Here is a 20,221-nt window from a genome sequence, read left to right as displayed (position 1 = left end):
GGCGGCCACATTTGTGGTTGAGGGAAAAATGACAATTATGACCACTGGTCCAAGGGAGCTGTTGCGTCGTTTAAGAGCGACCATGGCTGAAACTTTGGGTATCCAGGAGCGGCTAGATAAAATCGTTGAGTTGATTTCGGATAGTATGCACGCCGACGTGTGCTCTTTCTATGTCTTGCGCGATGATGGTCAATTGGAATTGTTTGCCACTCAAGGGCTCAAGCGCGAAGCGGTGCATAAAACCACTTTGCGATTGGGCGAAGGCCTTGTTGGCTTGATCGCGTCTGAAGCGCAGCCGCTCAATTTGGCCGATGCACCTTCGCATCCCGCTTTTGCCTATCGTCCTGAAACGGGCGAGGATCCCTACCACTCGTTTCTTGGGGTGCCGGTATTGCGATCCGGGCAAACCCTTGGTGTTTTGGACGTTCAGGGCCGCGAAGGTCGACTTTACTCCGAAGCTGAAACAGAAGCCCTGCTGACCACGGCTACCTTGTTGGCGGAAATGGTTTCGACCGCGGAATTTGGTTTATTGGTGGGCTCTGGGTCCAACATTGAATTACGCCGCCCGCGCACGTTTGAAGCGGCCAGTTTTTCTGATGGTATTGCTTTGGGCAAAGTGTTCATCCACGACCCACGGGTGGTGGTGACCAATTTTGTTGCCGAAGATGTGGACGCAGAAACACAGCGGTTGGAACGCGCGGTGCGCACCATGCGCATGTCGATTGATGATATGTTCAACCAACGTGACATGCAGGCACGTTCTGAACACCGTGAGATTTTGGAAAGCTACCGCATGTTCGCCCATGACCGGGGGTGGTTGCGGCGGTTGCGTGAGGCGGTGGCCAGCGGGTTGACCGCAGAAGCTGCGGTTGAACGGGTACAAAACGATACGCGCGCGCGCATGATGCGCCAAACGGACCCTTACATTCGGGATCGTTTGCACGATTTGGATGATTTGGCGAACCGTTTGCTGCGGGTTCTGACTGGCGACACGAAGGTTTTCGGGCGGCATGAATTGCCCGAAAATGCGATTTTGGTGGCGCGGAATATGGGGCCGGCTGAATTGCTGGAATATGACCGCACCAAACTCAAAGGCGTAGCGCTTGAAGAAGGCGGCATGACCGCCCATGTGGCCATTGTTGCTCGCTCGCTTGGCATTGCGGTGATGGGGCAGGCGGACAATATCACCTCGATCTGTGAAACGGGTGATAGTATTATTTTGGATGCGCAAACGGGCACGATCCATTTGCGGCCAACTGAAGATGTTGAAGCCACATATGCAGATAAGGTTCGCCTGAGCGCTAAGCGCCAAGAACGGTTTGCAGCGCTTAAGGACAAACCATCGGTTACCCTTGATGGGGTTGCAATTACCCTGTTGCACAATTCAGGATTGCTGGCTGATCTGCCCGCGATTGAAGAAACAGGCGCCTCAGGCATTGGGCTTTTTAGAACTGAATTGCAGTTCATGATCGCATCCAAACTCCCACGTTTGGCCGAGCAGGTTGAACTATATAGCCAAGCGATGGATCTGGCGGCGGACCGCCCGATTGTATTCCGCTTGTTGGATATTGGGGGCGATAAGGTTGTGCCTTATCTGCGCTCAGCGACTGAAGAGAACCCGGCCATGGGCTGGCGTTCATTGCGTTTGGGTTTGGATCGACCTGCCCTATTACGCACGCAAATTCGCGCGCTTTTGCAGGCGGCGAATGGCCGACCTCTGGACATCTTAGTGCCTATGGTTACGGACTGTCATGAGTTCATTGAAGCCCGCCAGATGGTCAATGTTGAGCTGCAGCGTTTGCATAATTCTGCGATTGCGGTGCCATCAAAATTGCGCGTTGGGGCAATGATTGAAGTGCCCTCGCTGTTGTTTGAGCTGGACCAATTGTTGCCGCTGACGGATTTTGTTTCCATAGGGTCCAATGATTTGGTGCAGTTTTTGACCGCTGCTGACCGGGCAAATGCGCGGGTTGCGAGGCGGTATGATGCGATTGCGCCATCGCGTTTGCGGGCATTCAAGCACATTGCAGACGCTGCAAAACGGCATGAAAAACCTTTGACCATGTGTGGTGAATTGGCCGGCCGTCCAATTGAAGCTCTGGCGCTAATGGCGGTGGGCATTGAGCGGTTGAGCATGGCCGCATCATCAGTTGGACAAATCAAAGAATTGGTATTAAGCCTTGATTTAATGCAGTTGCGCTCCCAATTGGCAGAGGCGCTGGACAATGACTCGGGCAACCTAGACATTCGTGAATTTCTTTATGCGCTAGCGGACCGGCAAGGTCTGCCGCTTTAGCGCTCTTACACATTAGAAGGTGCCTATTTATGGCGAAATTACCGACCGAAAAGTTGGATGCAATGGTTAGCCGCTACCAAGCGATTGAAGATCAGATGTCGCAAGGCCCTGATGCAGAGACCATTGTAAAGCTGTCTAAAGAACATTCTGAACTTCAAACTGTCGTGGAAAAAATCCGCGAGTTTAACGCTGCCAAATTGGGCCTTGAAGAAGCTGAGGAAATTATCGCATCGGGCGATAAAGAACTTGCTGAGTTGGCCGAAATGGAGCGCGAAGAGCTTAAGGAGAAAGTCGAGCAATTCACCCAAGACATTCGTTTGTTGCTGCTGCCAAAAGACGACGCAGACGACAAAAGCGCTATTTTGGAAGTGCGCGCGGGTACGGGCGGTGATGAGGCCGCGCTTTTTGCGGGTGATCTGTTTCGCATGTATCAACGCCACGCGGAGCTTTCAGGGTGGAAAATGACCATCATGGATCAAGCTGATGGGGATATGGGCGGCTACAAGGAGATTGTTGCCTCTATAAAAGGCAATGGCGTTTACGCGCGGATGAAATTTGAATCCGGTGTGCACCGCGTGCAGCGGGTACCTGATACCGAATCAAGCGGGCGTATTCATACCTCTGCGGCAACCGTTGCGGTTTTGCCCGAGGTTGAAGACATCGATATTGAAATTCGCAACGAAGACATTCGTATTGATACAATGCGGGCTTCGGGCGCTGGTGGTCAGCATGTGAACACCACCGACAGCGCGGTCCGCATTACGCACATTCCAACGGGTATCGTTGTGCTTTCGTCTGAAAAGTCTCAACACCAAAACCGGGCCAATGCGATGAAGGTTTTGCGGGCACGGCTTTATGAAGAACAACGCGAAAAACGGGATAGCGAACGGGCCGATGCACGTCGGGACCAAGTGGGGTCCGGGGACAGATCTGAACGCATTCGCACGTATAATTTCCCGCAAGGTCGAATGACAGACCACCGGATCAACCTCACGCTATATAAGTTGGATAAGCTGATTGCGGGCGAGGGGCTGGATGAGGTAATTGACGCACTGATTACCGAGAATCAAGCCGCCCAATTGGCCGCTTTGGATGAAGACGTATAACTCAGTGGTCAGTTATGCACAGCGTTTGCTTTTTTGGCGCAAGAAATTTCAAGCTGCGGGCTTAACGACCGCGGGGCTAGACGCTCGCTATTTGCTGCTGTTTGCGGCAAAAATGGATGCGGCCCAATTGATCAGCGCCGATCAGAATGAAATACCTGCCGATGTGTCAGCCGCATTTGATGGCATGGGGGAAAGACGTTTAAAAGGCGAGCCTGTAGCGCGCATTTTGGGCGAAAAGGAATTCTTTGGGCATAACTTTTTGCTCAATAAAGACACGCTGGTGCCGCGTCCTGAAACCGAATTGATCGTTGATATTGCGCTCGAGCGCTTTCCAAGTGACGGGCGCTTGTTGGATTTGGGCACCGGGTCCGGCGCAATTGCCATAACCATATTGCTGGAGTTTCCGGACGCTATCGGCACCGCCGTTGATATTTCTAAGGGGGCGTTGGATTGCGCCCGCGAAAACGCCATTCGACACGGGGTCGAAGATCGTTTGACCTTGTTGCAGGGCAGTTGGTTTGAACCGGTCGAGGCGCAAAAGTTTGATCTGATCATTTCAAACCCACCCTATATCGGCCTTGATGAGCGTAACCAGATGAACGCTGAAGCATTGGGCTTTGATCCACAATTGGCGCTTTTTGCTGATGAAGGCGGACTTGCGGCCTATAAGTCGATTATTGATCGGGCAAATGAATATTTGGCGGGTGATGGGTGGTTGATTCTTGAAATTGGCTATCGGCAGGCTGATGTGGTCTCCAAACTCCTGTCAGATAATGGTTTTGATGAAATTGCCAAACTGTCTGACCTATCAGGACATGACCGGGCGCTATTGGCTCAGCGTTAAAATTGGCTTGTAAATCAGGCATTAATCGAAGAATAATTTTTTTCTTGGAAAATTTAGACGAACCATATAGGTTCCATTTGCGTGTTAAATTATTGGGTGCAGGTCATCCAATCGCGAATCTACAATTGAAACGAATTTTTGATTGATAGATCGCGCGCACGCCGGACAGCAGGCATATAGCAGCATCCATCTTTGCATAGACAACGAGCAGACTTCTTAAGTGAAGCGCTTGGGCCGGATTTGGATTGCAATTACATTTTATCAAATGTGAGCCATGTGCGTTGCCCAATGAGATAAGAATTATTTGTAGCCATCGCATGAGACATCTATGAGACCTGGACAAAAAAATAATCGCTCACGTGGCCGTGGAAACGGCGGCGGTGGTGGCGGTCGCAAACATGTCAATCCGTTGTCACGTAGTTACGAAAGTAACGGCCCAGATGTTAAGGTGCGCGGCAACCCAGCAACGATTGCTGAGAAGTACGTGCAGTTGGCACGGGACGCTCACGCATCTGGCGACAGTGTGAACTCTGAAAACTACTACCAGCACGCTGAGCATTATTTCCGGATCATTTCTGCTGCTCAAGCCCATACACAAGCGCGTCAAGAAGAGCGCGATCGTGCACAGGCTGAACGTGGTGAAACTGCACCTGAAGAGAATCGTGCAGACAACCAAGCTTCAAAAGCTGAAAACACGCCTGTGGAACCTGCAGTTGTAAAAGAAGCTGATGCGCAGGTTGAAGCCAGCTCGAGCGACGAAAAGCCAAGCGGCGGTGAAGAAGAAACGCCACGGCCACGTCGTGCACCGCGTGCGCGTCGGCCACGTCGTAAACCGGTTGAAAATGCCGAACTTGCAGAAGCGCCACAGCCTTCGATGAATTTGGCAGAGCCGGAACCCAAAAAGGTTGAGCCTGCAGTTGAAGCGGTGAAAGAAGAAAAAGCGCCGCCTGCAGTAAAAAAGACGCCTAAAGCCAAAGGCGACGACAGCCCGGCAAAAGAAGCGGCTGAATAATTAAAAAGGGTCAACTGAATAGTGGCCCTTTTTTTGATTCTATACCCCCAGTTCAACTGTGGTCAGGTTTATAATCGCAAAAACTAGGCGGCGGTGCCTGCGTTGAATTGCCGGCGATAGTCACTGGGTGAAATTTTCAACTTGTTCCTAAAATGGTGGCGCAAGGTTTCGGGCGTTTTAAAACCACTTCGGGCGGCAATGTGCTCGATTGACAGGTCGGCCTTTTCGAGCAATTCGCGGGCAAAATAGATCCGCTCGGTGGTCAGCCATTGGGCTGGGCTTTGCCCCGTTGTTTGTGCAAAACGCCGAATCAAAGTTCGCTCTGACATGACAGCATGGGCGGCCATGGATTTGATGGACCAATTGAGATCAAGGGTTGTGCGTACATGGTCGAGCAATTGTGCCAATGGCCCTTTGGAAGGTTGAGCCACCGGGCGTGGCACAAATTGCCTTTGGCCCCCCTCACGATGGGCGGGCAAAACTAAACGTTGGGCGATAATGTTCGCAACATTCGTTCCAAAATCTTGCCGGATGACATGCAGGGCCAAATCGATGCCCGCAGCAGACCCTGCAGAGCTTAGGATCTTATTGTCCGTGCAATAGAGCACGTTCTCTTCCACCAGAGCAGTTGGCGCTCGCGCCTTGAGCGCCTCGATATATCGCCAGTGGGTGGTTATGGTTTTATCTTGTGTTAACCCCAGTTCGGCCAGCAAAAACGCGCCCGAACAAATGGCCATAAAGGTTGCGCCCCTATGGTGGGCGGTCAGCATTTGCACCAGCAGTTCATCGCTTGGTTTCTTGTTTGTTGGCCAGCCGGGGATAATGATCAGGTCGGCTGTGCCAATATCTTTAATGTGAGAATCGCATTGCACCACCAATCCGCCGGCGGCCTGCAAAGGGCCTTCCTCCACTGCGATGGTTTTGCAGGTGTACCAGTTCTCTATTTCAGGTCGCGGGGTGGCAAAAATTTCAACACTTAGTCCAAATTCAAATGTGCAGAGCTGATCATAGGCAAGGATAACCACCTGTTTGGGGGGAGGTGACTGTGCGTTTTTGGTCATTATGAGGTGCATGCTTTGTTTTTTTAAAGTTCATGGTTTGGCGAAATTTTAACGTAGATTATAAAACTCGCCAATGGGGTTAGGCGACAAACTTTGACGTTGCTGCCGTTTTCGTGACCCCAATGATTCATTTTCTTGCAAAAAAATTGCCCGATCCCCTTTTTCTTGCTCAAAGATTGCCCATATCAGTTGGCGAAGGACGTGCTGAGTGTCAGGCGTTCGTTTTAAATCACGCTTTGGTTTTGATTCCGCTCAATGTGGGAAAGAGCTAAAAGCGATACAACACTTCGAGACGCAATGATCTGTGCCAATATGTGGGCAGGTAAAGCGGGCCGAAAATGGAGAGTTGAAACGTGAATATTGAAAAATATACCGAACGTGCGCGTGGATTCGTTCAGTCAGCGCAAACTGGTGCTCTTTCTGCTGGGCACCAACAGTTTTCCCCCATCCACCTATTGAAAGTCCTTTTGGACGATGATCAGGGCATGGCCTCTGGTCTTGTTGATCGCGCCGGTGGCAATTCAAAAGCCCTGCGCGCCAGTGTGGCTGCGGGTTTGAACAAAATCGCTTCTGTTTCTGGGGGCGGTGGTCAGCTTTACATGAGCCGCGAAATGGCGCGGGTTTTTGAAACAGCTGAAAAAGCTGCAGACAAGGCCGGTGATTCTTTTGTCACCGTTGAGCGTTTGTTGCTCGCCTTGGTGATCGAAAAAGACAGTGATGCGGGCAAATTGCTTAAATCTGCGGGCGTTACGGCCAATGGGTTGAATGATGCCATCAACGAGTTGCGCAAAGGGCGCACCGCTGACAGTCAGAGCGCAGAAGAAAGCTATGATGCATTGAAAAAATATGCGCGCGATCTCACCGAAGCCGCTCGCGAAGGTAAATTGGACCCAGTGATTGGTCGAGACGAAGAGATTCGCCGGGCTATCCAAGTTCTGTCACGTCGGACGAAAAACAATCCGGTGCTGATTGGTGAGCCGGGCGTGGGTAAAACTGCGATTGCCGAAGGTTTGGCACTGCGAATCGTCAATGGAGACGTGCCCGAATCAATCAAGGGTAAGTCATTGCTTTCGCTTGATATGGGGTCGCTGATTGCTGGTGCGAAATATCGTGGGGAGTTTGAAGAACGCCTCAAAGCGGTTTTGAACGAAGTGACGTCTGCGGACGGCAATATCATTCTGTTCATCGACGAAATGCACACATTGGTGGGTGCCGGCAAATCGGATGGGGCGATGGATGCATCAAACCTGTTAAAGCCAGCGTTGGCGCGGGGTGAATTGCACTGCGTGGGTGCAACAACCCTCGACGAATATCAAAAACACGTGGAAAAAGACGCCGCTTTGGCCCGTCGGTTTCAGCCTGTGTTTGTTTCTGAGCCAACTGTTGAAGATACAATTTCGATTTTGCGCGGACTAAAAGAGAAATATGAGTTGCACCACGGGGTGCGGATTTCTGACGGCTCTTTGGTTTCAGCCGCTACTTTGTCTAATCGCTACATCACAGATCGGTTTTTGCCGGACAAAGCCATTGATTTGATGGACGAAGCATCAGCCCGGTTGCGCATGCAAGTGGACAGCAAGCCTGAAGAATTGGACGAGTTGGACCGCCGAATCATTCAATTAAAAATTGAACGCGAAGCGCTGAAAAAAGAAACGGATGATGCGTCTAAGTCTCGTTTGGACAAGCTTGAAACTGAATTGAGTGATCTGGAAGAACAAGCAGATGCGCTTAACCAAAGGTGGGTTGCAGAAAAAGACCGTTTGGGTGCGGGGCAAAAGCTTAAAGAACAGCTCGATCATGCTCGGACGGATTTGGAGAATGCGCAGCGACAAGGCGATTTGGCCAAAGCGGGTGAATTGGCTTATGGGCTAATTCCCGAACTTGAGCGTAAAATTGCAGCGGCTGAGGACGAATCGGGCAGCGCTGAAACCACCAGCATGGTGGAAGAGGTGGTGACCCCTCAGCACGTGGCTCAAGTGGTGTCGCGTTGGACCGGCGTGCCGGTTGATAAAATGCTTGAGGGCGAACGCGACAAGCTGTTGCGCATGGAAGATGATTTGGCCAAACGTGTTGTTGGTCAATCTGAAGCGGTGACCGCTGTTTCAAAAGCCGTGCGTCGTTCACGGGCTGGGCTGCAAGATCCGAACCGGCCCATGGGCTCCTTCATTTTCCTTGGGCCAACTGGTGTGGGTAAAACCGAACTGACCAAAGCATTGGCGCAATTTTTGTTTGATGATGACACCGCAATGGTGCGCTTGGATATGTCTGAGTTCATGGAAAAACACTCCGTGGCCCGCTTAATCGGCGCGCCTCCGGGGTATGTTGGGTATGATGAAGGGGGCGTGTTGACCGAAGCGGTTCGCCGTCGGCCTTATCAGGTGATCTTGTTTGACGAGATCGAAAAAGCCCACCCGGATGTGTTCAACGTTTTGTTGCAGGTATTGGACGATGGTCGGTTGACCGACGGACATGGCCGCACGGTTGATTTCCGCAATACGCTGATCATCATGACATCAAACCTTGGTGCTGAATATTTGGTTGAACAAAAAGAAGGCGAGTCGGTTGAATTGGTGCGCGGTAAAGTGCTTGACGCTGTGCGGGCAAGCTTCCGCCCTGAATTCTTGAACCGGGTTGATGAGATCTTGCTGTTCCACCGTTTGGCCCGCTCAGATATGGGCGCCATTGTGGATATTCAATTGGGCTATTTGCGCAAGCTATTGGTTGAGCGCGATATTACGCTTGAACTTGACGATGCGGCCCGCGATTGGATTGCTAATGAGGGGTATGACCCCGCTTATGGCGCACGACCTCTGAAACGGGTGATCCAGCGGGTATTGCAAGATGAGTTGGCCGAGAAGATTTTGGCTGGCGAGATTGCCGACGGGCAAACTGTGCACGTTAGCGCAACTGAAACGGGTTTGGTGATTGACCCTGACGCTTCTGTTCAAGAAGCGGCTCAATAATCCTTCAAACTGCACTGGCGTCGCAATGATGTGTCGCCAAAATCAACGATCAGCATATGCTCGGTATCAAATGATGCCGGGCATATGTTGGTTTTGCGTGATGGTTATTTCAGCTTACCAACTTCAATCCGAATAAACTCGGGCAAATAATTTGGCGTACAACCAGGTGAGGTATGATCACCTTTATACAGCCCCAATCGTTCACCCAACCCAATGCATTGGTCGCGATATTGAGGGTCATGAATGCCGATTTGTCCGGCGGTGAAATTCATGGCCCACTGCACTTGGGGGTCTTCCTTGCCGAGATTATTTTCGAGCGAGGTGAGAAGTTGCTGGGTGTTGTTGGGCGGCACTTTGCCCGTCCATCTTAAACGCCCTTGATGGTACCAAAACAAGCGCCTGAGTACCGGCGAAGCATGATGTTCCCAGCTTTCCAGCAAGGCTGTTGTGCGTTTGGACTTCATCAATTGATGGGCCATCAACCATTCAGAAAGCTTGTCGCGCTCGCTTGGTGGATGGTTTGCAATGTCTGCTGCAAGTTGTTCAATCGATTCTTTTGAAAGTTCTGATTTATTCAGAATGAGTGTTGCGACAAGGCGTGGGCCAAACTCGCCCGTGGACCATAACTCAAGCGCCAGCGAATGGTCCTGCTTGATCGCGGTCGCAAGTTTTTTGACCTCACCCATTCTTGGGTTTTGCCTATCGATTCTATCGTAAACCTCTTGCGCTGCGCTCGACAGTGCCATCATGCTCCCCCAACTTCGATTGTTTTGCAATAATGCGCAGGTCTATTAAGAGTTGCAAGCCATCTGGAATTGCCTTTAGGAGACAATATGGTTGAATATTTAGGGCTGATTGCCGTGATCATTATGGTTGGATCCTATGCGTTGGAGGACCGGCATCCGCTTTTCGTTTTGCTGTTTGCTTTGGGCTGCGCCATGGCAGCATTTTACGCTTGGTTGATTGGCTCAATTCCATTTCTTATTGCCGAGGGCATTTGGGCGATCATTGCGTTTACGCGTTGGCTGCGCCGCGCGCGGAAAACTGAGCGGCCCTAACCGCCAAATAAAGTGGCAGCGCCACGGATAACCCCAAACACAGACCTGCCAAGAACGCCGCCCACCAGTGCGGCACATTGTGCTTTCGTGAATCGGAAAAACTCCAAATCCAAAACACAAATGTTGCCCAAACGATATCCAACGTGAAGCCGATGGTTGGGCCGTTGGCGACAACATGGCTGATGAACAGCGGCAGGTTTAAACCCTCATTTTGGATGAATGGCACATATTGCGACCAAGGCAATATCAGCCCAACAACGGCGAGCAGGGCGTAGAGGCGGGTTTGGGTCATGTTGATACTCCTTAGTTGCGCCAAACCTAAGCGACCGCTTGGTATAGAATCAATTCCGTCCTAGGGAATGGGATGGGTATAGGCTTTGTGCGCAGCTGGTGGGTGCCAAAATCTGTATTAGAACAAGCGTCTTTGATCCCGGCTCAAGGCCGGGAATGCCCCATGGGGGATGCTGTCTTTGATCCTTTTGGTCCTGCATCAAGTGCGGGACGGTGCGGATGTCGGTGCGCTTTTCCCCCGTACCGCCCCGGACTTGATCCGGGGTCTAGCTTGCGCCACGGCATGATGTTCGCGCAAAGGGATTGCACCGCGCTTTCCAGATCCGCTGCGCTCGGAAAGAAATAGCCCAATCCGCTCGTTGGGTAGTTTCAGTATGGGTGGAACTGAGGGTTGTTCGCCATTTCAAACTGCAGTCGAAAATCAGCGTTCGATGAGACAGTGCTAAGGCAATGCCCTAATTACTGAAAGTTTTGCTTGCTCAAAATACGAAGTACCTCTTAAAAATGAAAGTGATTGCTATAATTAAGGGTTACTAATGTCGTTTTTTGAGATTAATAAGATTTCTATTGAAAATTTTAAGCGGATCGAAAGTCTCTCGCTTGAACTAGGAAAGATCACAGCACTAGTTGGAAGCAACACAAGTGGAAAAAGCAGTGTGTTGCAAGCCGTTCAACTTGCAATATCGTTGTTACAAGCAGCATATCGGCCCCGTCCAAGAAGCAAAGCGATAATTGTTGGATCAATATCTGATGAGGAGGTTTCATTTCGGCCAACTCACAAAATTGTAGATTTACGCAGAGAGCGACCGGCTACCGAAAGTGCAGGGTTCAATGTGACACTGGACGGACTGATGCAGATCGAAGGACAAAGAATTGATAAGACTTTAACATTGCAGGTCCGTCGAGGCAGGAATGCAAACATTTCATTACGTCGAAGTGGAGACGATGACTTTGCTGTTGAATTGGCTAATCCAGAAAATAACGCGTCAGTTTTTACCCCAGGACTGTCTGGCGTTTCGACCAGAGAAGAATTGAAAACTCGCGGAGCATTAGCTTCAAGCGTTATGCAGGGAGATGCAAATACATACTTGCGCAGTCTGTTGTACCATCTGTTCCAAGATGAAACCGGCAGGACAGATGAGAATAGTCAAATTTGGGACTCTTTAGACTGGAACACTGCGCCAATTGCAATGCTACTTGACAGTAAATGGAAACGATTTTGTTCGCTACTAGATGAGGTTTACAATGGCGCTCGAATTTCCATATCGCACGATGCTGATACTGATCAATTCATCGAAATAGTTGTAAATTATCAAAATCAAGAAATGCCTTTGGACCTTGCGTCTACTGGGATGTTGCAAGTGATACAAATCCTTGCATACTCTTGTTTCTTTGAGCCGCCGCTACTGTTGCTTGATGAACCAGATGCTCACCTTCATGCCGACAGCCAGACTAAGTTGTTGATAGCTCTACAAGGGCTTTCAGAGCGGCTCAATATTCGTATTCTCCTAACCAGTCATTCCCCTCAACTCATTCAGAAGATGAATAGGCAAACGGAGATACAAGTGGTCTGGTTGGAAGATGGCGCAAAAGTCGAACTAGATGACAATAACTTACCTGCAGTACCCCTAATGATGAGTTTAGGGGCCATGGGAATCGGAGCTGACGCGTTTGCACCGGAAAAAACAGCCATAATACTTACTGAAGATCGTAATGCGGACTTGGTAAAAATATATGCAGAGGCAAATGGTGCCGGTGATAGCTTTGCCATTCTGTCATACAATGGCTGTGGCAATTTACAAGGAGCGCGGCAGTTGGCTGTGTTACTTCGAGACCTGAGGCCCGAAACTTGTGTAATCATTCATCGGGATCGTGATTTCCGAACCCCTGAAGAATTGCTCTTCGAACAACTTTTGTTCGAAAGTTGGCTAAATGAAGAAGGTGCTTCTGATATCGTGGAAGTGTTCACTGAGCTTAACGATATCGAACACAAATTCGCTTCCATTGAACATCTTCAAAACAAGTTTCCCGACAGTGATGAGAATGACCTTCAACAATGCATAGACGACGCAATTTCGGAAAAACGAGATGATTTTGTGAGCGCTCTAGATCGGGCGCGTCTTGTTATCGCTGACCGACTCTACACCCAACGGATGCGGGGTAAGGTGAATAAGTGGGGTGAAGCTGGAATGCCTCAGAATTGTCCGGCAGCGAGCAGCTTTCGACCGGCAAACGGCAACGACCCGTTCCCTTTCGAAGTTTGTCATGGAAAAGGTCTTGAAATGCGAGTCCGTGAAAAACTTCATGCCTTGTTAGGCGGCAGCACAGCGGATATTAAAGTCAAACTACAGACCTCCTCACAGGCGTTACGGGATGAGGGATGGGCGGCAGTAATTGAACCAATAGTGAATTAAGATTTGCTATCTAATCCCGAACTTAAGATAAGAAACGGCCAAGTCAATATTAGACCAAGATCCGCTACAGTATCGATCTAGCCGCACCCTAGTTTTGGAAGGCTTGGAGAGAACTGAATTGAATTGGAGTTTGTAATGACTCTCAGTGTCTCCTATTGGCACTTCGCGACATCAGTGGCGTGTCGTTCGCTGGACAATTGTCAAAATTAAAAACGGTAAAAAGTCCGCAAAGCAGACACTACTCTTTGCCCCCCCCAAAGATTCAAAAAACTTATCCCCGCGCACAAATCCCATGCCTAAACTACACCCATCTTCTTTGAAGCCTTTGGGGTGCTGACGAGCATTCGGGCGGTGAAAATGGCACGGCGAACAAATCCAATATTGCGCTCAGACCAATCACCAAAGGAAGAGGCTAAGATATGACAGGGGGCGCCCTTCATATCGTTTATGTTGATTTATCCAGCCTGACACCGATGGCAGCTGTAAGTCGCATGGTGGGTATTGTTTCTCACCTTCACCCTTAACGGGTGATCATCAAATGATCGCAAGAGATCAAAACAGTTTTGATGGTGTGCTCGAAAAGGGGATAGAAGGGTTTAGCACCCCGGGGTATTTCAACATATGCGTCAAAAACTTAGTTGCACGAGGCGTTTATTGTCTCATTTTTTACTCTACTCAAACGAGCCAATATGCGCCTCGTGCTCCCAATCTCTTATCCCGCAAATGGCATGCGCCATGTTGCGCTAAAGCTGTTTGAATCGTTGACAGGTTGGATTGGGAATACTAGAACAAAATAAGAACAAGAGGCGGGGCGAAAAGTGAGCAAGCACACAACCAATTACGAGAATGCGTTTATTCAGGTTTCGCCTGATAGTGCGGCAATGGTTGGCACTTCGCCAACACGCGCCGGTACAATTGCCGCCATGCAATATGAGCGATTGATCAACGCCCCTTATCAAATAACAAGTGATGAATTGCTCTTTGGCATTTATGCGGATCGTGGTGGGTTGTCGCAAGAGGAATGGGGGGCAGAAAGAGTGGCGTTCTTTGCAAAGGGCCAGCCCTGTTTGCGGGTTTCGCCCTTGGTCAAAACATTTGGCTGGGGCGTGCACCACGACAAAAACGGTCGGGTAGCGATTTACCCCGTTGAGGGTGATCGATATGCGCAATTTGTAGCTGATCCCAATATAGAAAACATCAAAGGAATGCGTAACAAGCGCAAAGGGAACTGACATGCCAACTCTATTAAAAATTGATTATGTGGAACTGCCCGGTTCAGATTTGACTGCCTCCAAACACTTTTTTGCAAAGGCGCTCGGGTGGAAGTTCACCGACTATGGGCCGGAGTATTTTTCATTTGATAATGCGGGTCTTGACGGGGGAATGGATGGCACCAAAGACGCGGTAACCAAGCCGCTTGTTGTGCTTAAGGCTGACGATTTGGAAGCAGCACTTGCCCAAATTGAGGCGGGTGGCGGAGAAATCGTGCGTCCCATTTTTGCCTTTCCCGGTGGACGCCGGTTTCACTTTAAAGAACCTAGTGGCAATGAAATGGCAGTTTGGGGTGAATAATGGGTGATGACGTAAAAGCCTTTGTGCGGTTGGCAGACTTAGAGACCACACCGTTCTCGCACGGCAAATCCTATGAATCATACGATGCGCCGGTTGCCAAAGCGCTGGGGCTGACCAAACTTGGGGCCGCCTATACTGTTGTGCCGCCGGGCAAAACGGCATGTCCTTATCATGTGCATCATGCTGAGGATGAGATGTTCATTGTTCTGTCTGGTAGCGGAGAATATCGATTTGGCGACACTGTCCATCAGGTGCAGGCAGGTGATGTGTTGGGTGCCCCGGTTGGTGGCGCAGAATTTGCGCATCAATTGTGGAATAGGGGAAACGAGCCGCTGATTTATCTCGCGATATCGTCCAAAGCCGATGTTGATGTTTGTGAATATCCAGATACGGGCAAGTTCGCCGTGATGAGCGGCAGCGGGAAAACCCGTCGGCATGGGCAATCTGCTTTTGCTTTTGTTGGTCGGGCTGAGCAGGGGCTGGACTATTTTGACGGCGATGCGGACGTCTAGGTTGGGCCGATTATTGGAAATGTGTGATTTTGCCGTCTTGCCGAACTTTCATTAATAACGCACACTCAATTTGTCGAAAGGAGAAATGCAAATGAAAGTTAGCGATATTCTTCACGCGAAGGGCAGTAACGTTCTCACAGTGACACGTTCAGATACGGTGGCCAAGGCCGTTGATATTCTGGGTGAACACAACATTGGTGTTGTTTTGGTTCTGGGTGATGTTGGCGAACTTTGTGGTATTCTTTCCGAGCGCGATATCGTGCGCCGATTGCGCGAATCGGGGAGCTCTGCACTTGAGGGTGCAGTAGGCAAATGTATGACCCCGGATCCATTTACTTGCGATATGGAAGCCACAGTGGATGAACTGATGGGCATTATGAGCCAAAAGCGCATCCGGCATATGCCTGTTGTGGATGGCGGCAAGCTGGTTGGTATGATTTCCATCGGTGATTTGGTCAAACGCAAAATCGAGCAGGCCGAACGCGAAGCGGCGGCAATGCGCGAATATATAGCCTCTTAGGCAACACGGTTTGGGAGCGGTGGGGTTCTACCGCTCTGCGACGTTTATGGGGTTGGCCTCGCGGCCCATGAGTTCTTGGATTTGGGCGATCGTTTGCTCAAATTTCCGGCGATATTTATTGGGCAAAGCCTTGTCGCGTGGCAAACGCACTTTGAGTGGGTCAACCGTGCGGCCGTTGATTTTGATTTCGAAGTGGAGGTGAGGGCCGGTTGAATAGCCGGTGGAGCCAACATAACCAATGACCTGCCCCTGTCGAACGCGAACGCCTGGTTTCATACCTTCTGCGATGCGGGTCATATGCGCGTAGGCAGTTTCATAGCCATTGGCATGACTAAGCGAAACGAAACGGCCATAGCCTGAAACCCATTGCGCGCGTTTAACAACGCCATCGCCGGAAGCATAAATTGGTGTGCCTGTTTTTGCTGATAAATCAACACCGGTGTGCAGCTTATAGGTTTTAAAGATCGGATGACGGCGATAGCCGTAATTCGAACGCAGATTGCCCCCACCCTGCAGCGGCCGACGCATCAAGAACTTCTTGCCGGTTTGGCCGTTCTCGTCAAAATAATCCACTATGCCGTCGTCGGACTGGTGCCGATACATATGCCGTTCAACATTGGCCAGTTTTAAGCCAACATAAAGCAATTCCTTTTGTCCTTGCTGGTCTGGTTCGGAAAACAACAATTCGACAGAATCACCGGCGTTAATTTTTTTGGTGAGGTCCAAGTCATAAGCAAACATGGCGATTATGCGCTCAATGGTTGCATCCGGGATGTCATGCTTGCGGCCCGTTTCAAAGATCGAGCGATAAAGCGAGGGAAGATTGGCAACATCGATTTCTTCACTATCCTTTTCAGGAAAGTCGATGGCCGGTGGCGCGAGCCCCAATACATATTGTCCCTTATCTGTTCGGGCAACGGTGACGATATGCTGGGCGGCGCTGGTATAAACACTCATGCGATATGGCAGTTGGGTCGGAGCACCGGTTTCACTTCCAAACAGAATGCGCAGCTTGAGGCCCTTGTTCAGCGTGGTTGAAGGGAAAACATTCTTGATCGCACCTTCAATGCTGTCGACCATTCCTTGGGTGAAGCCGTTTTTAAGCAGGACATCTGCCAGTGGTGCATTCTTGCGCACAGTCAACACACGTTCAGTTCGTGAAATGGAATTGGAACCATCAATATTGGTGCGCGGCACGATAGAGACGTTTTCTGCTACCGACGAAAATCCATCCCGCACAATAGAAAGTGGGTTGATGTTTTCAACGTCTGTTGATGCATAAGCAAGGGCAGCACCATCAAAACCGGTATAGGCGCCTTCCACTGTTGAGCGCACGAAGTCGGCGGCAATCGCATCGGTAATTGAAGCCCTGGGCGCATTCACAAGAGACAAAGACGCCTGTACAACGGTAACTTCGCCTTCCACTTCAGCCCCATAGATATCTGTATTGATGGTGCGCGTGTCACTTGGCAAACTCACCGGTTGGTTGCGGCTCAATAAAGCCACGGGATCGTAGACGGGGATGTCTTGGGAAAGGGCGGTCGCCGATGTGGCCAATGTGGCGCGGATGCGCTCAAAAGGCTGGCGCTTGATTTTGGCCACGCCGTCCACAGTTTCCCGGATCGAGGCTTCAATCGTCTCTTTGTCCGAACGGCTAGCGGCAATAGGCCGGACACGATCGGTCTTCATCACCACAACAGCCTGTGTCGGTGTTGGGGCTGGCTCGATGCCTAGAGCATCATAAGGAGTGGAAAATGTGCCTTTGCCGTCAAACGACACATAAAGCACCGCCGCCATTAGGAGCGCGCCAGTCAAACCAGTTAAAATGGTGCCGCTGAGCCATTTTAAAGAAACCTCACCGCTTTCGGGCAATTTCGAGCGCAGCACATTCACACTTAATGCTGCAGCGTCACGGAACCCGGCAGACTTAAGAAGTGCTCGATCTTGTTTGCGTTTAACTGCGTTCAAAACGTAACTTGCCTTCTAGCGTGCTGTTCTTGGCGCTTGATCGCCAAATTAGTTGCTTCTGGTGTAACGGACCGGCGATTTATGACACGAGTTCGGACCCATATTCAATGCACCATATGATCGTGTGGCGCTCACTCGTGGATATAAACCTCCACCATAAGCTGTATTGGGCGGCAAATGCGGCGAAACTTCGTCGGTATTTCCAATTATATTATGATCGATTTGACCAAGGTTTGGGGCCCAAAACCCCAGCTTTGCTGAGGTCCTGTGCTAAGGGGGGCAAGTGAGCAATAGAGATTGTCAAAAAACCTTCATTTTTCTGCCCAGCACCTGTTGACTCTGAAAAGGCCCAGCCCTATAACCCCCCAGCACTGAGAGAAACGACGTCGCAAGATGCTGTAGACACTCAGTTAACTGGTTGAAAGATAAATAGAACTTTGACTTTCAATTGAAGATGGATGGGTACTTTCAAGTACCAAAATTCATCAAGACCTTTGTTATCGTGTTCAAACGTAAGTTCGAATTTGTTAATAAGGTAACTGTTTGAAGAATATGAATTATTTTTCAAATGGGCATTGTAAAGCCTCGTTATTTGGTTTATCAATGTTTTTCTTGGAAATGAGCTGGCTCTGTCCGCTTGGTTTTAAGAAAATGTTTCATCGAAAAACAGTTTGTTTTTTGTTGAAATTGGTGGTTGACAGGTTGGTTTGCTGATCTTATAACCCCGGAGCGCTGATGAGACTGATTGGTTTTATTGAGTGTTTCCTGAATTGGGCAGCGATTTTGTTGCCGGGCTTGTCCGGTGAGATAGATTGTTGTTGTTGATTTAGGGTGATGATTTTGACGTTTATGCCATTGGTATGAGGGTCTGTTCTTTGACAGTGTGAAGAAGAAGAAAGAGAAACGTGGACGGCGAGGTCCTTGCGGATTGATCGAAAGATTGATCATACAAGACTTCGATGGGTGTACGTTTCTATTAGAGAACACCAAATTACCTTTGCGCTGCGAAGCGCATAGTGACAAGTGGTGTCCTCGTCAAAACGTGCATTGCGTCGACAAAAGTCTATATCAAACTTGAGAGTTTGATCATGGCTCAGAACGAACGTTGGCGGCAGGCTTAACACATGCAAGTCGAGCGCTTCACTTCGGTGAGGAGCGGCAGACGGGTGAGTAACGCGTGGGAACATACCTAATAGTACGGAATAACGATTGGAAACGATCGCTAATACCGTATACGCCCTTCGGGGGAAAGATTTATCGCTATTAGATTGGCCCGCGTTGGATTAGCTAGTTGGTGAGGTAACGGCTCACCAAGGCGACGATCTATAGCTGGTCTGAGAGGATGATCAGCCACACTGGGACTGAGACACGGCCCAGACTCCTACGGGAGGCAGCAGTGGGGAATATTGGACAATGGGCGCAAGCCTGATCCAGCCATGCCGCGTGAGTGATGAAGGCCTTAGGGTTGTAAAGCTCTTTCGCTAGGGAAGATAATGACGGTACCTAGTAAAGAAGCCCCGGCTAACTTCGTGCCAGCAGCCGCGGTAATACGAAGGGGGCTAACGTTGTTCGGATTTACTGGGCGTAAAGCGTACGTAGGCGGATTAGTAAGTTAGGGGTGAAATCCCGAGGCTCAACCTCGGAACTGCCTTTAATACTGCTAATCTAGAGATCGGGAGAGGTGTATGGAACTCCTAGTGTAGAGGTGGAATTCGTAGATATTAGGAAGAACACCAGTGGCGAAGGCGATACACTGGCCCGATACTGACGCTGAGGTACGAAAGCGTGGGGAGCAAACAGGATTAGATACCCTGGTAGTCCACGCCGTAAACTATGAGAGCTAGCCGTTGGGAAGTTTACTTTTCAGTGGCGCAGCTAACGCATTAAGCTCTCCGCCTGGGGAGTACGGTCGCAAGATTAAAACTCAAATGAATTGACGGGGGCCCGCACAAGCGGTGGAGCATGTGGTTTAATTCGAAGCAACGCGAAGAACCTTACCAGCTCTTGACATACCTATCGCAGTCTCCAGAGATGGAGACCTTCAGTTCGGCTGGATAGGATACAGGTGCTGCACGGCTGTCGTCAGCTCGTGTCGTGAGATGTTGGGTTAAGTCCCGCAACGAGCGCAACCCTCGCCCTTAGTTGCCAGCATTTAGTTGGGCACTCTAGGGGGACTGCCGGTGATAAGCCGGAGGAAGGTGGGGACGACGTCAAGTCATCATGGCCCTTACGGGCTGGGCTACACACGTGCTACAATGGCGGTGACAGAGGGCAGCCACTCCGCGAGGAGGAGCTAATCCCTAAAAACCGTCTCAGTTCGGATTGCACTCTGCAACTCGGGTGCATGAAGTTGGAATCGCTAGTAATCGTGGGTCAGCATACCACGGTGAATACGTTCCCGGGCCTTGTACACACCGCCCGTCACACCATGGGAGTTGGTTCTACCCGAAGGCGCTGCGCTAACTTTTGAGGCAGGCGACCACGGTAGGGTCAGCGACTGGGGTGAAGTCGTAACAAGGTAGCCCTAGGGGAACCTGGGGCTGGATCACCTCCTTTCTAAGGATTGACCTTCAAAGCTTCGGCTTTATTGGACTTTCATTGGAT

At 50.2% G+C, this 20,221-nt stretch carries 16 protein-coding genes and 1 rRNA gene; 12 read left to right on the top strand and 5 right to left on the bottom strand.

Going from position 1 to position 20,221, the window contains the following annotated elements; all coding sequences use genetic code 11:
* Window positions 1-28: 28 nt before the first annotated feature.
* From ptsP to O4H47_RS16120, 4 genes are all read left to right on the top strand, one after another.
* Window positions 29-2,296 (top strand): phosphoenolpyruvate--protein phosphotransferase, encoded by a 2,268-nt coding sequence (gene ptsP / locus O4H47_RS16135; RefSeq protein ID WP_269395041.1) that lies wholly within the window; start codon window positions 29-31, stop codon window positions 2,294-2,296.
* A gap of 29 nt (window positions 2,297-2,325) precedes the next feature.
* Entirely contained in the window at window positions 2,326-3,402 is a 1,077-nt protein-coding gene (gene prfA, locus O4H47_RS16130) for a peptide chain release factor 1 (protein ID WP_269395040.1), read from the top strand.
* The gene (gene prmC / locus O4H47_RS16125; protein WP_269395039.1) at window positions 3,389-4,246 is read left to right on the top strand and encodes a peptide chain release factor N(5)-glutamine methyltransferase; all 858 of its coding nucleotides are present in this window, start codon (window positions 3,389-3,391) and stop codon (window positions 4,244-4,246) included. The genes prfA and prmC overlap by 14 nt, the downstream gene beginning before the upstream one ends.
* Window positions 4,247-4,574: 328 nt before the next feature.
* Window positions 4,575-5,258 (top strand): DUF4167 domain-containing protein, encoded by a 684-nt coding sequence (locus O4H47_RS16120; protein WP_269395038.1) that lies wholly within the window; start codon window positions 4,575-4,577, stop codon window positions 5,256-5,258.
* Between the two features lie 83 nt (window positions 5,259-5,341).
* On the opposite strand, the gene O4H47_RS16115 is transcribed toward O4H47_RS16120, so the two are convergent.
* A complete protein-coding gene (locus O4H47_RS16115; protein ID WP_269395037.1) occupies window positions 5,342-6,319 on the bottom strand; it encodes a helix-turn-helix domain-containing protein in 978 nt (325 codons plus the stop codon).
* 353 nt (window positions 6,320-6,672) lie between these two features.
* On the opposite strand from O4H47_RS16115, the gene clpB reads away from it, so the two are divergent.
* The gene (clpB, locus tag O4H47_RS16110) at window positions 6,673-9,282 is read left to right on the top strand and encodes an ATP-dependent chaperone ClpB (protein WP_269395036.1); all 2,610 of its coding nucleotides are present in this window, start codon (window positions 6,673-6,675) and stop codon (window positions 9,280-9,282) included.
* 104 nt (window positions 9,283-9,386) lie between these two features.
* Here the strand turns inward: clpB and O4H47_RS16105 are convergent, their stop codons facing one another.
* Entirely contained in the window at window positions 9,387-10,028 is a 642-nt protein-coding gene (locus O4H47_RS16105) for a DNA alkylation repair protein (protein WP_269395035.1), read from the bottom strand.
* An 87-nt stretch (window positions 10,029-10,115) separates the two neighbouring features.
* Between O4H47_RS16105 and O4H47_RS16100 the strand changes: the two genes are divergently transcribed.
* On the top strand, window positions 10,116-10,340 hold the full coding sequence (locus O4H47_RS16100) for a hypothetical protein (RefSeq protein ID WP_269395034.1): 225 nt from the start codon (window positions 10,116-10,118) through the stop codon (window positions 10,338-10,340).
* Here the strand turns inward: O4H47_RS16100 and O4H47_RS16095 are convergent.
* Window positions 10,297-10,632, bottom strand: a complete 336-nt coding sequence (locus O4H47_RS16095; RefSeq protein WP_269395033.1) for a DUF2834 domain-containing protein — start codon at window positions 10,630-10,632, stop codon at window positions 10,297-10,299. The genes O4H47_RS16100 and O4H47_RS16095 overlap by 44 nt on opposite strands.
* Window positions 10,633-11,167: 535 nt before the next feature.
* Here O4H47_RS16095 and O4H47_RS16090 point away from each other — a divergent pair.
* The 5 genes from O4H47_RS16090 to O4H47_RS16070 all read left to right on the top strand — a co-directional run bounded on the left by O4H47_RS16090 (window position 11,168) and on the right by O4H47_RS16070 (window position 15,649).
* Window positions 11,168-13,045, top strand: coding sequence for an AAA family ATPase (locus O4H47_RS16090; protein WP_269395032.1), 1,878 nt, complete (start codon window positions 11,168-11,170; stop codon window positions 13,043-13,045).
* 818 nt (window positions 13,046-13,863) lie between these two features.
* A complete protein-coding gene (locus O4H47_RS16085; RefSeq protein ID WP_269395031.1) occupies window positions 13,864-14,277 on the top strand; it encodes a DUF6157 family protein in 414 nt (137 codons plus the stop codon).
* 1 nt (window position 14,278) lies between these two features.
* The gene (locus O4H47_RS16080; protein WP_269395030.1) at window positions 14,279-14,617 is read left to right on the top strand and encodes a VOC family protein; all 339 of its coding nucleotides are present in this window, start codon (window positions 14,279-14,281) and stop codon (window positions 14,615-14,617) included.
* Window positions 14,617-15,129, top strand: coding sequence for a cupin domain-containing protein (locus O4H47_RS16075; protein WP_269395029.1), 513 nt, complete (start codon window positions 14,617-14,619; stop codon window positions 15,127-15,129). Before O4H47_RS16080 ends, O4H47_RS16075 begins: the two co-directional genes overlap by 1 nt.
* A 91-nt stretch (window positions 15,130-15,220) precedes the next feature.
* Window positions 15,221-15,649, top strand: coding sequence for a CBS domain-containing protein (locus O4H47_RS16070; protein WP_269395028.1), 429 nt, complete (start codon window positions 15,221-15,223; stop codon window positions 15,647-15,649).
* A 27-nt stretch (window positions 15,650-15,676) separates the two neighbouring features.
* Here the strand turns inward: O4H47_RS16070 and O4H47_RS16065 are convergent, their stop codons facing one another.
* Together O4H47_RS16065 and O4H47_RS16060 are read right to left on the bottom strand one after the other, a co-directional pair.
* Window positions 15,677-17,617 carry a M23 family metallopeptidase gene (locus O4H47_RS16065; protein WP_269395027.1) on the bottom strand — a complete coding sequence of 647 codons (1,941 nt, stop codon included), beginning with the start codon at window positions 17,615-17,617 and terminating at the stop codon, window positions 15,677-15,679.
* Window positions 17,618-18,217: 600 nt separating this feature from the next.
* Window positions 18,218-18,565 carry a hypothetical protein gene (locus O4H47_RS16060; RefSeq protein WP_269395026.1) on the bottom strand — a complete coding sequence of 116 codons (348 nt, stop codon included), beginning with the start codon at window positions 18,563-18,565 and terminating at the stop codon, window positions 18,218-18,220.
* Window positions 18,566-18,687: 122 nt separating this feature from the next.
* On the opposite strand from O4H47_RS16060, the gene O4H47_RS16055 reads away from it, so the two are divergent.
* Window positions 18,688-20,173 (top strand): 16S ribosomal RNA (locus O4H47_RS16055).
* The last annotated feature ends 48 nt before the right edge of the window (window positions 20,174-20,221 follow it).

The organism is Maritalea porphyrae, assembly GCF_027213965.1.
Classification (GTDB): domain Bacteria; phylum Pseudomonadota; class Alphaproteobacteria; order Rhizobiales; family Devosiaceae; genus Maritalea; species Maritalea porphyrae_A.
The sequence above is the reverse complement of the archived record's forward strand: the minus strand, read 5'-3'. Positions and strand labels throughout refer to the sequence as shown.

Excerpts from the sequence above, each read along its gene's own strand:
- O4H47_RS16100 (WP_269395034.1), top strand. The coding sequence starts at position 10,116 with ATGGTTGAATATTTAGGGCTGATTGCCGTGATCATTATGGTTGGATCC.
- O4H47_RS16095 (WP_269395033.1), bottom strand. The coding sequence starts at position 10,632 with ATGACCCAAACCCGCCTCTACGCCCTGCTCGCCGTTGTTGGGCTGATA.
- O4H47_RS16115 (WP_269395037.1), bottom strand. The coding sequence starts at position 6,319 with ATGACCAAAAACGCACAGTCACCTCCCCCCAAACAGGTGGTTATCCTT.
- O4H47_RS16090 (WP_269395032.1), top strand. The coding sequence starts at position 11,168 with ATGTCGTTTTTTGAGATTAATAAGATTTCTATTGAAAATTTTAAGCGG.
- O4H47_RS16075 (WP_269395029.1), top strand. The coding sequence starts at position 14,617 with ATGGGTGATGACGTAAAAGCCTTTGTGCGGTTGGCAGACTTAGAGACC.
- O4H47_RS16080 (WP_269395030.1), top strand. The coding sequence starts at position 14,279 with ATGCCAACTCTATTAAAAATTGATTATGTGGAACTGCCCGGTTCAGAT.
- prmC (WP_269395039.1), top strand. The coding sequence starts at position 3,389 with ATGAAGACGTATAACTCAGTGGTCAGTTATGCACAGCGTTTGCTTTTT.
- ptsP (WP_269395041.1), top strand. The coding sequence starts at position 29 with ATGACAATTATGACCACTGGTCCAAGGGAGCTGTTGCGTCGTTTAAGA.
- O4H47_RS16060 (WP_269395026.1), bottom strand. The coding sequence starts at position 18,565 with ATGATCAATCTTTCGATCAATCCGCAAGGACCTCGCCGTCCACGTTTC.
- O4H47_RS16120 (WP_269395038.1), top strand. The coding sequence starts at position 4,575 with ATGAGACCTGGACAAAAAAATAATCGCTCACGTGGCCGTGGAAACGGC.
- O4H47_RS16105 (WP_269395035.1), bottom strand. The coding sequence starts at position 10,028 with ATGGCACTGTCGAGCGCAGCGCAAGAGGTTTACGATAGAATCGATAGG.
- prfA (WP_269395040.1), top strand. The coding sequence starts at position 2,326 with ATGGCGAAATTACCGACCGAAAAGTTGGATGCAATGGTTAGCCGCTAC.
- O4H47_RS16070 (WP_269395028.1), top strand. The coding sequence starts at position 15,221 with ATGAAAGTTAGCGATATTCTTCACGCGAAGGGCAGTAACGTTCTCACA.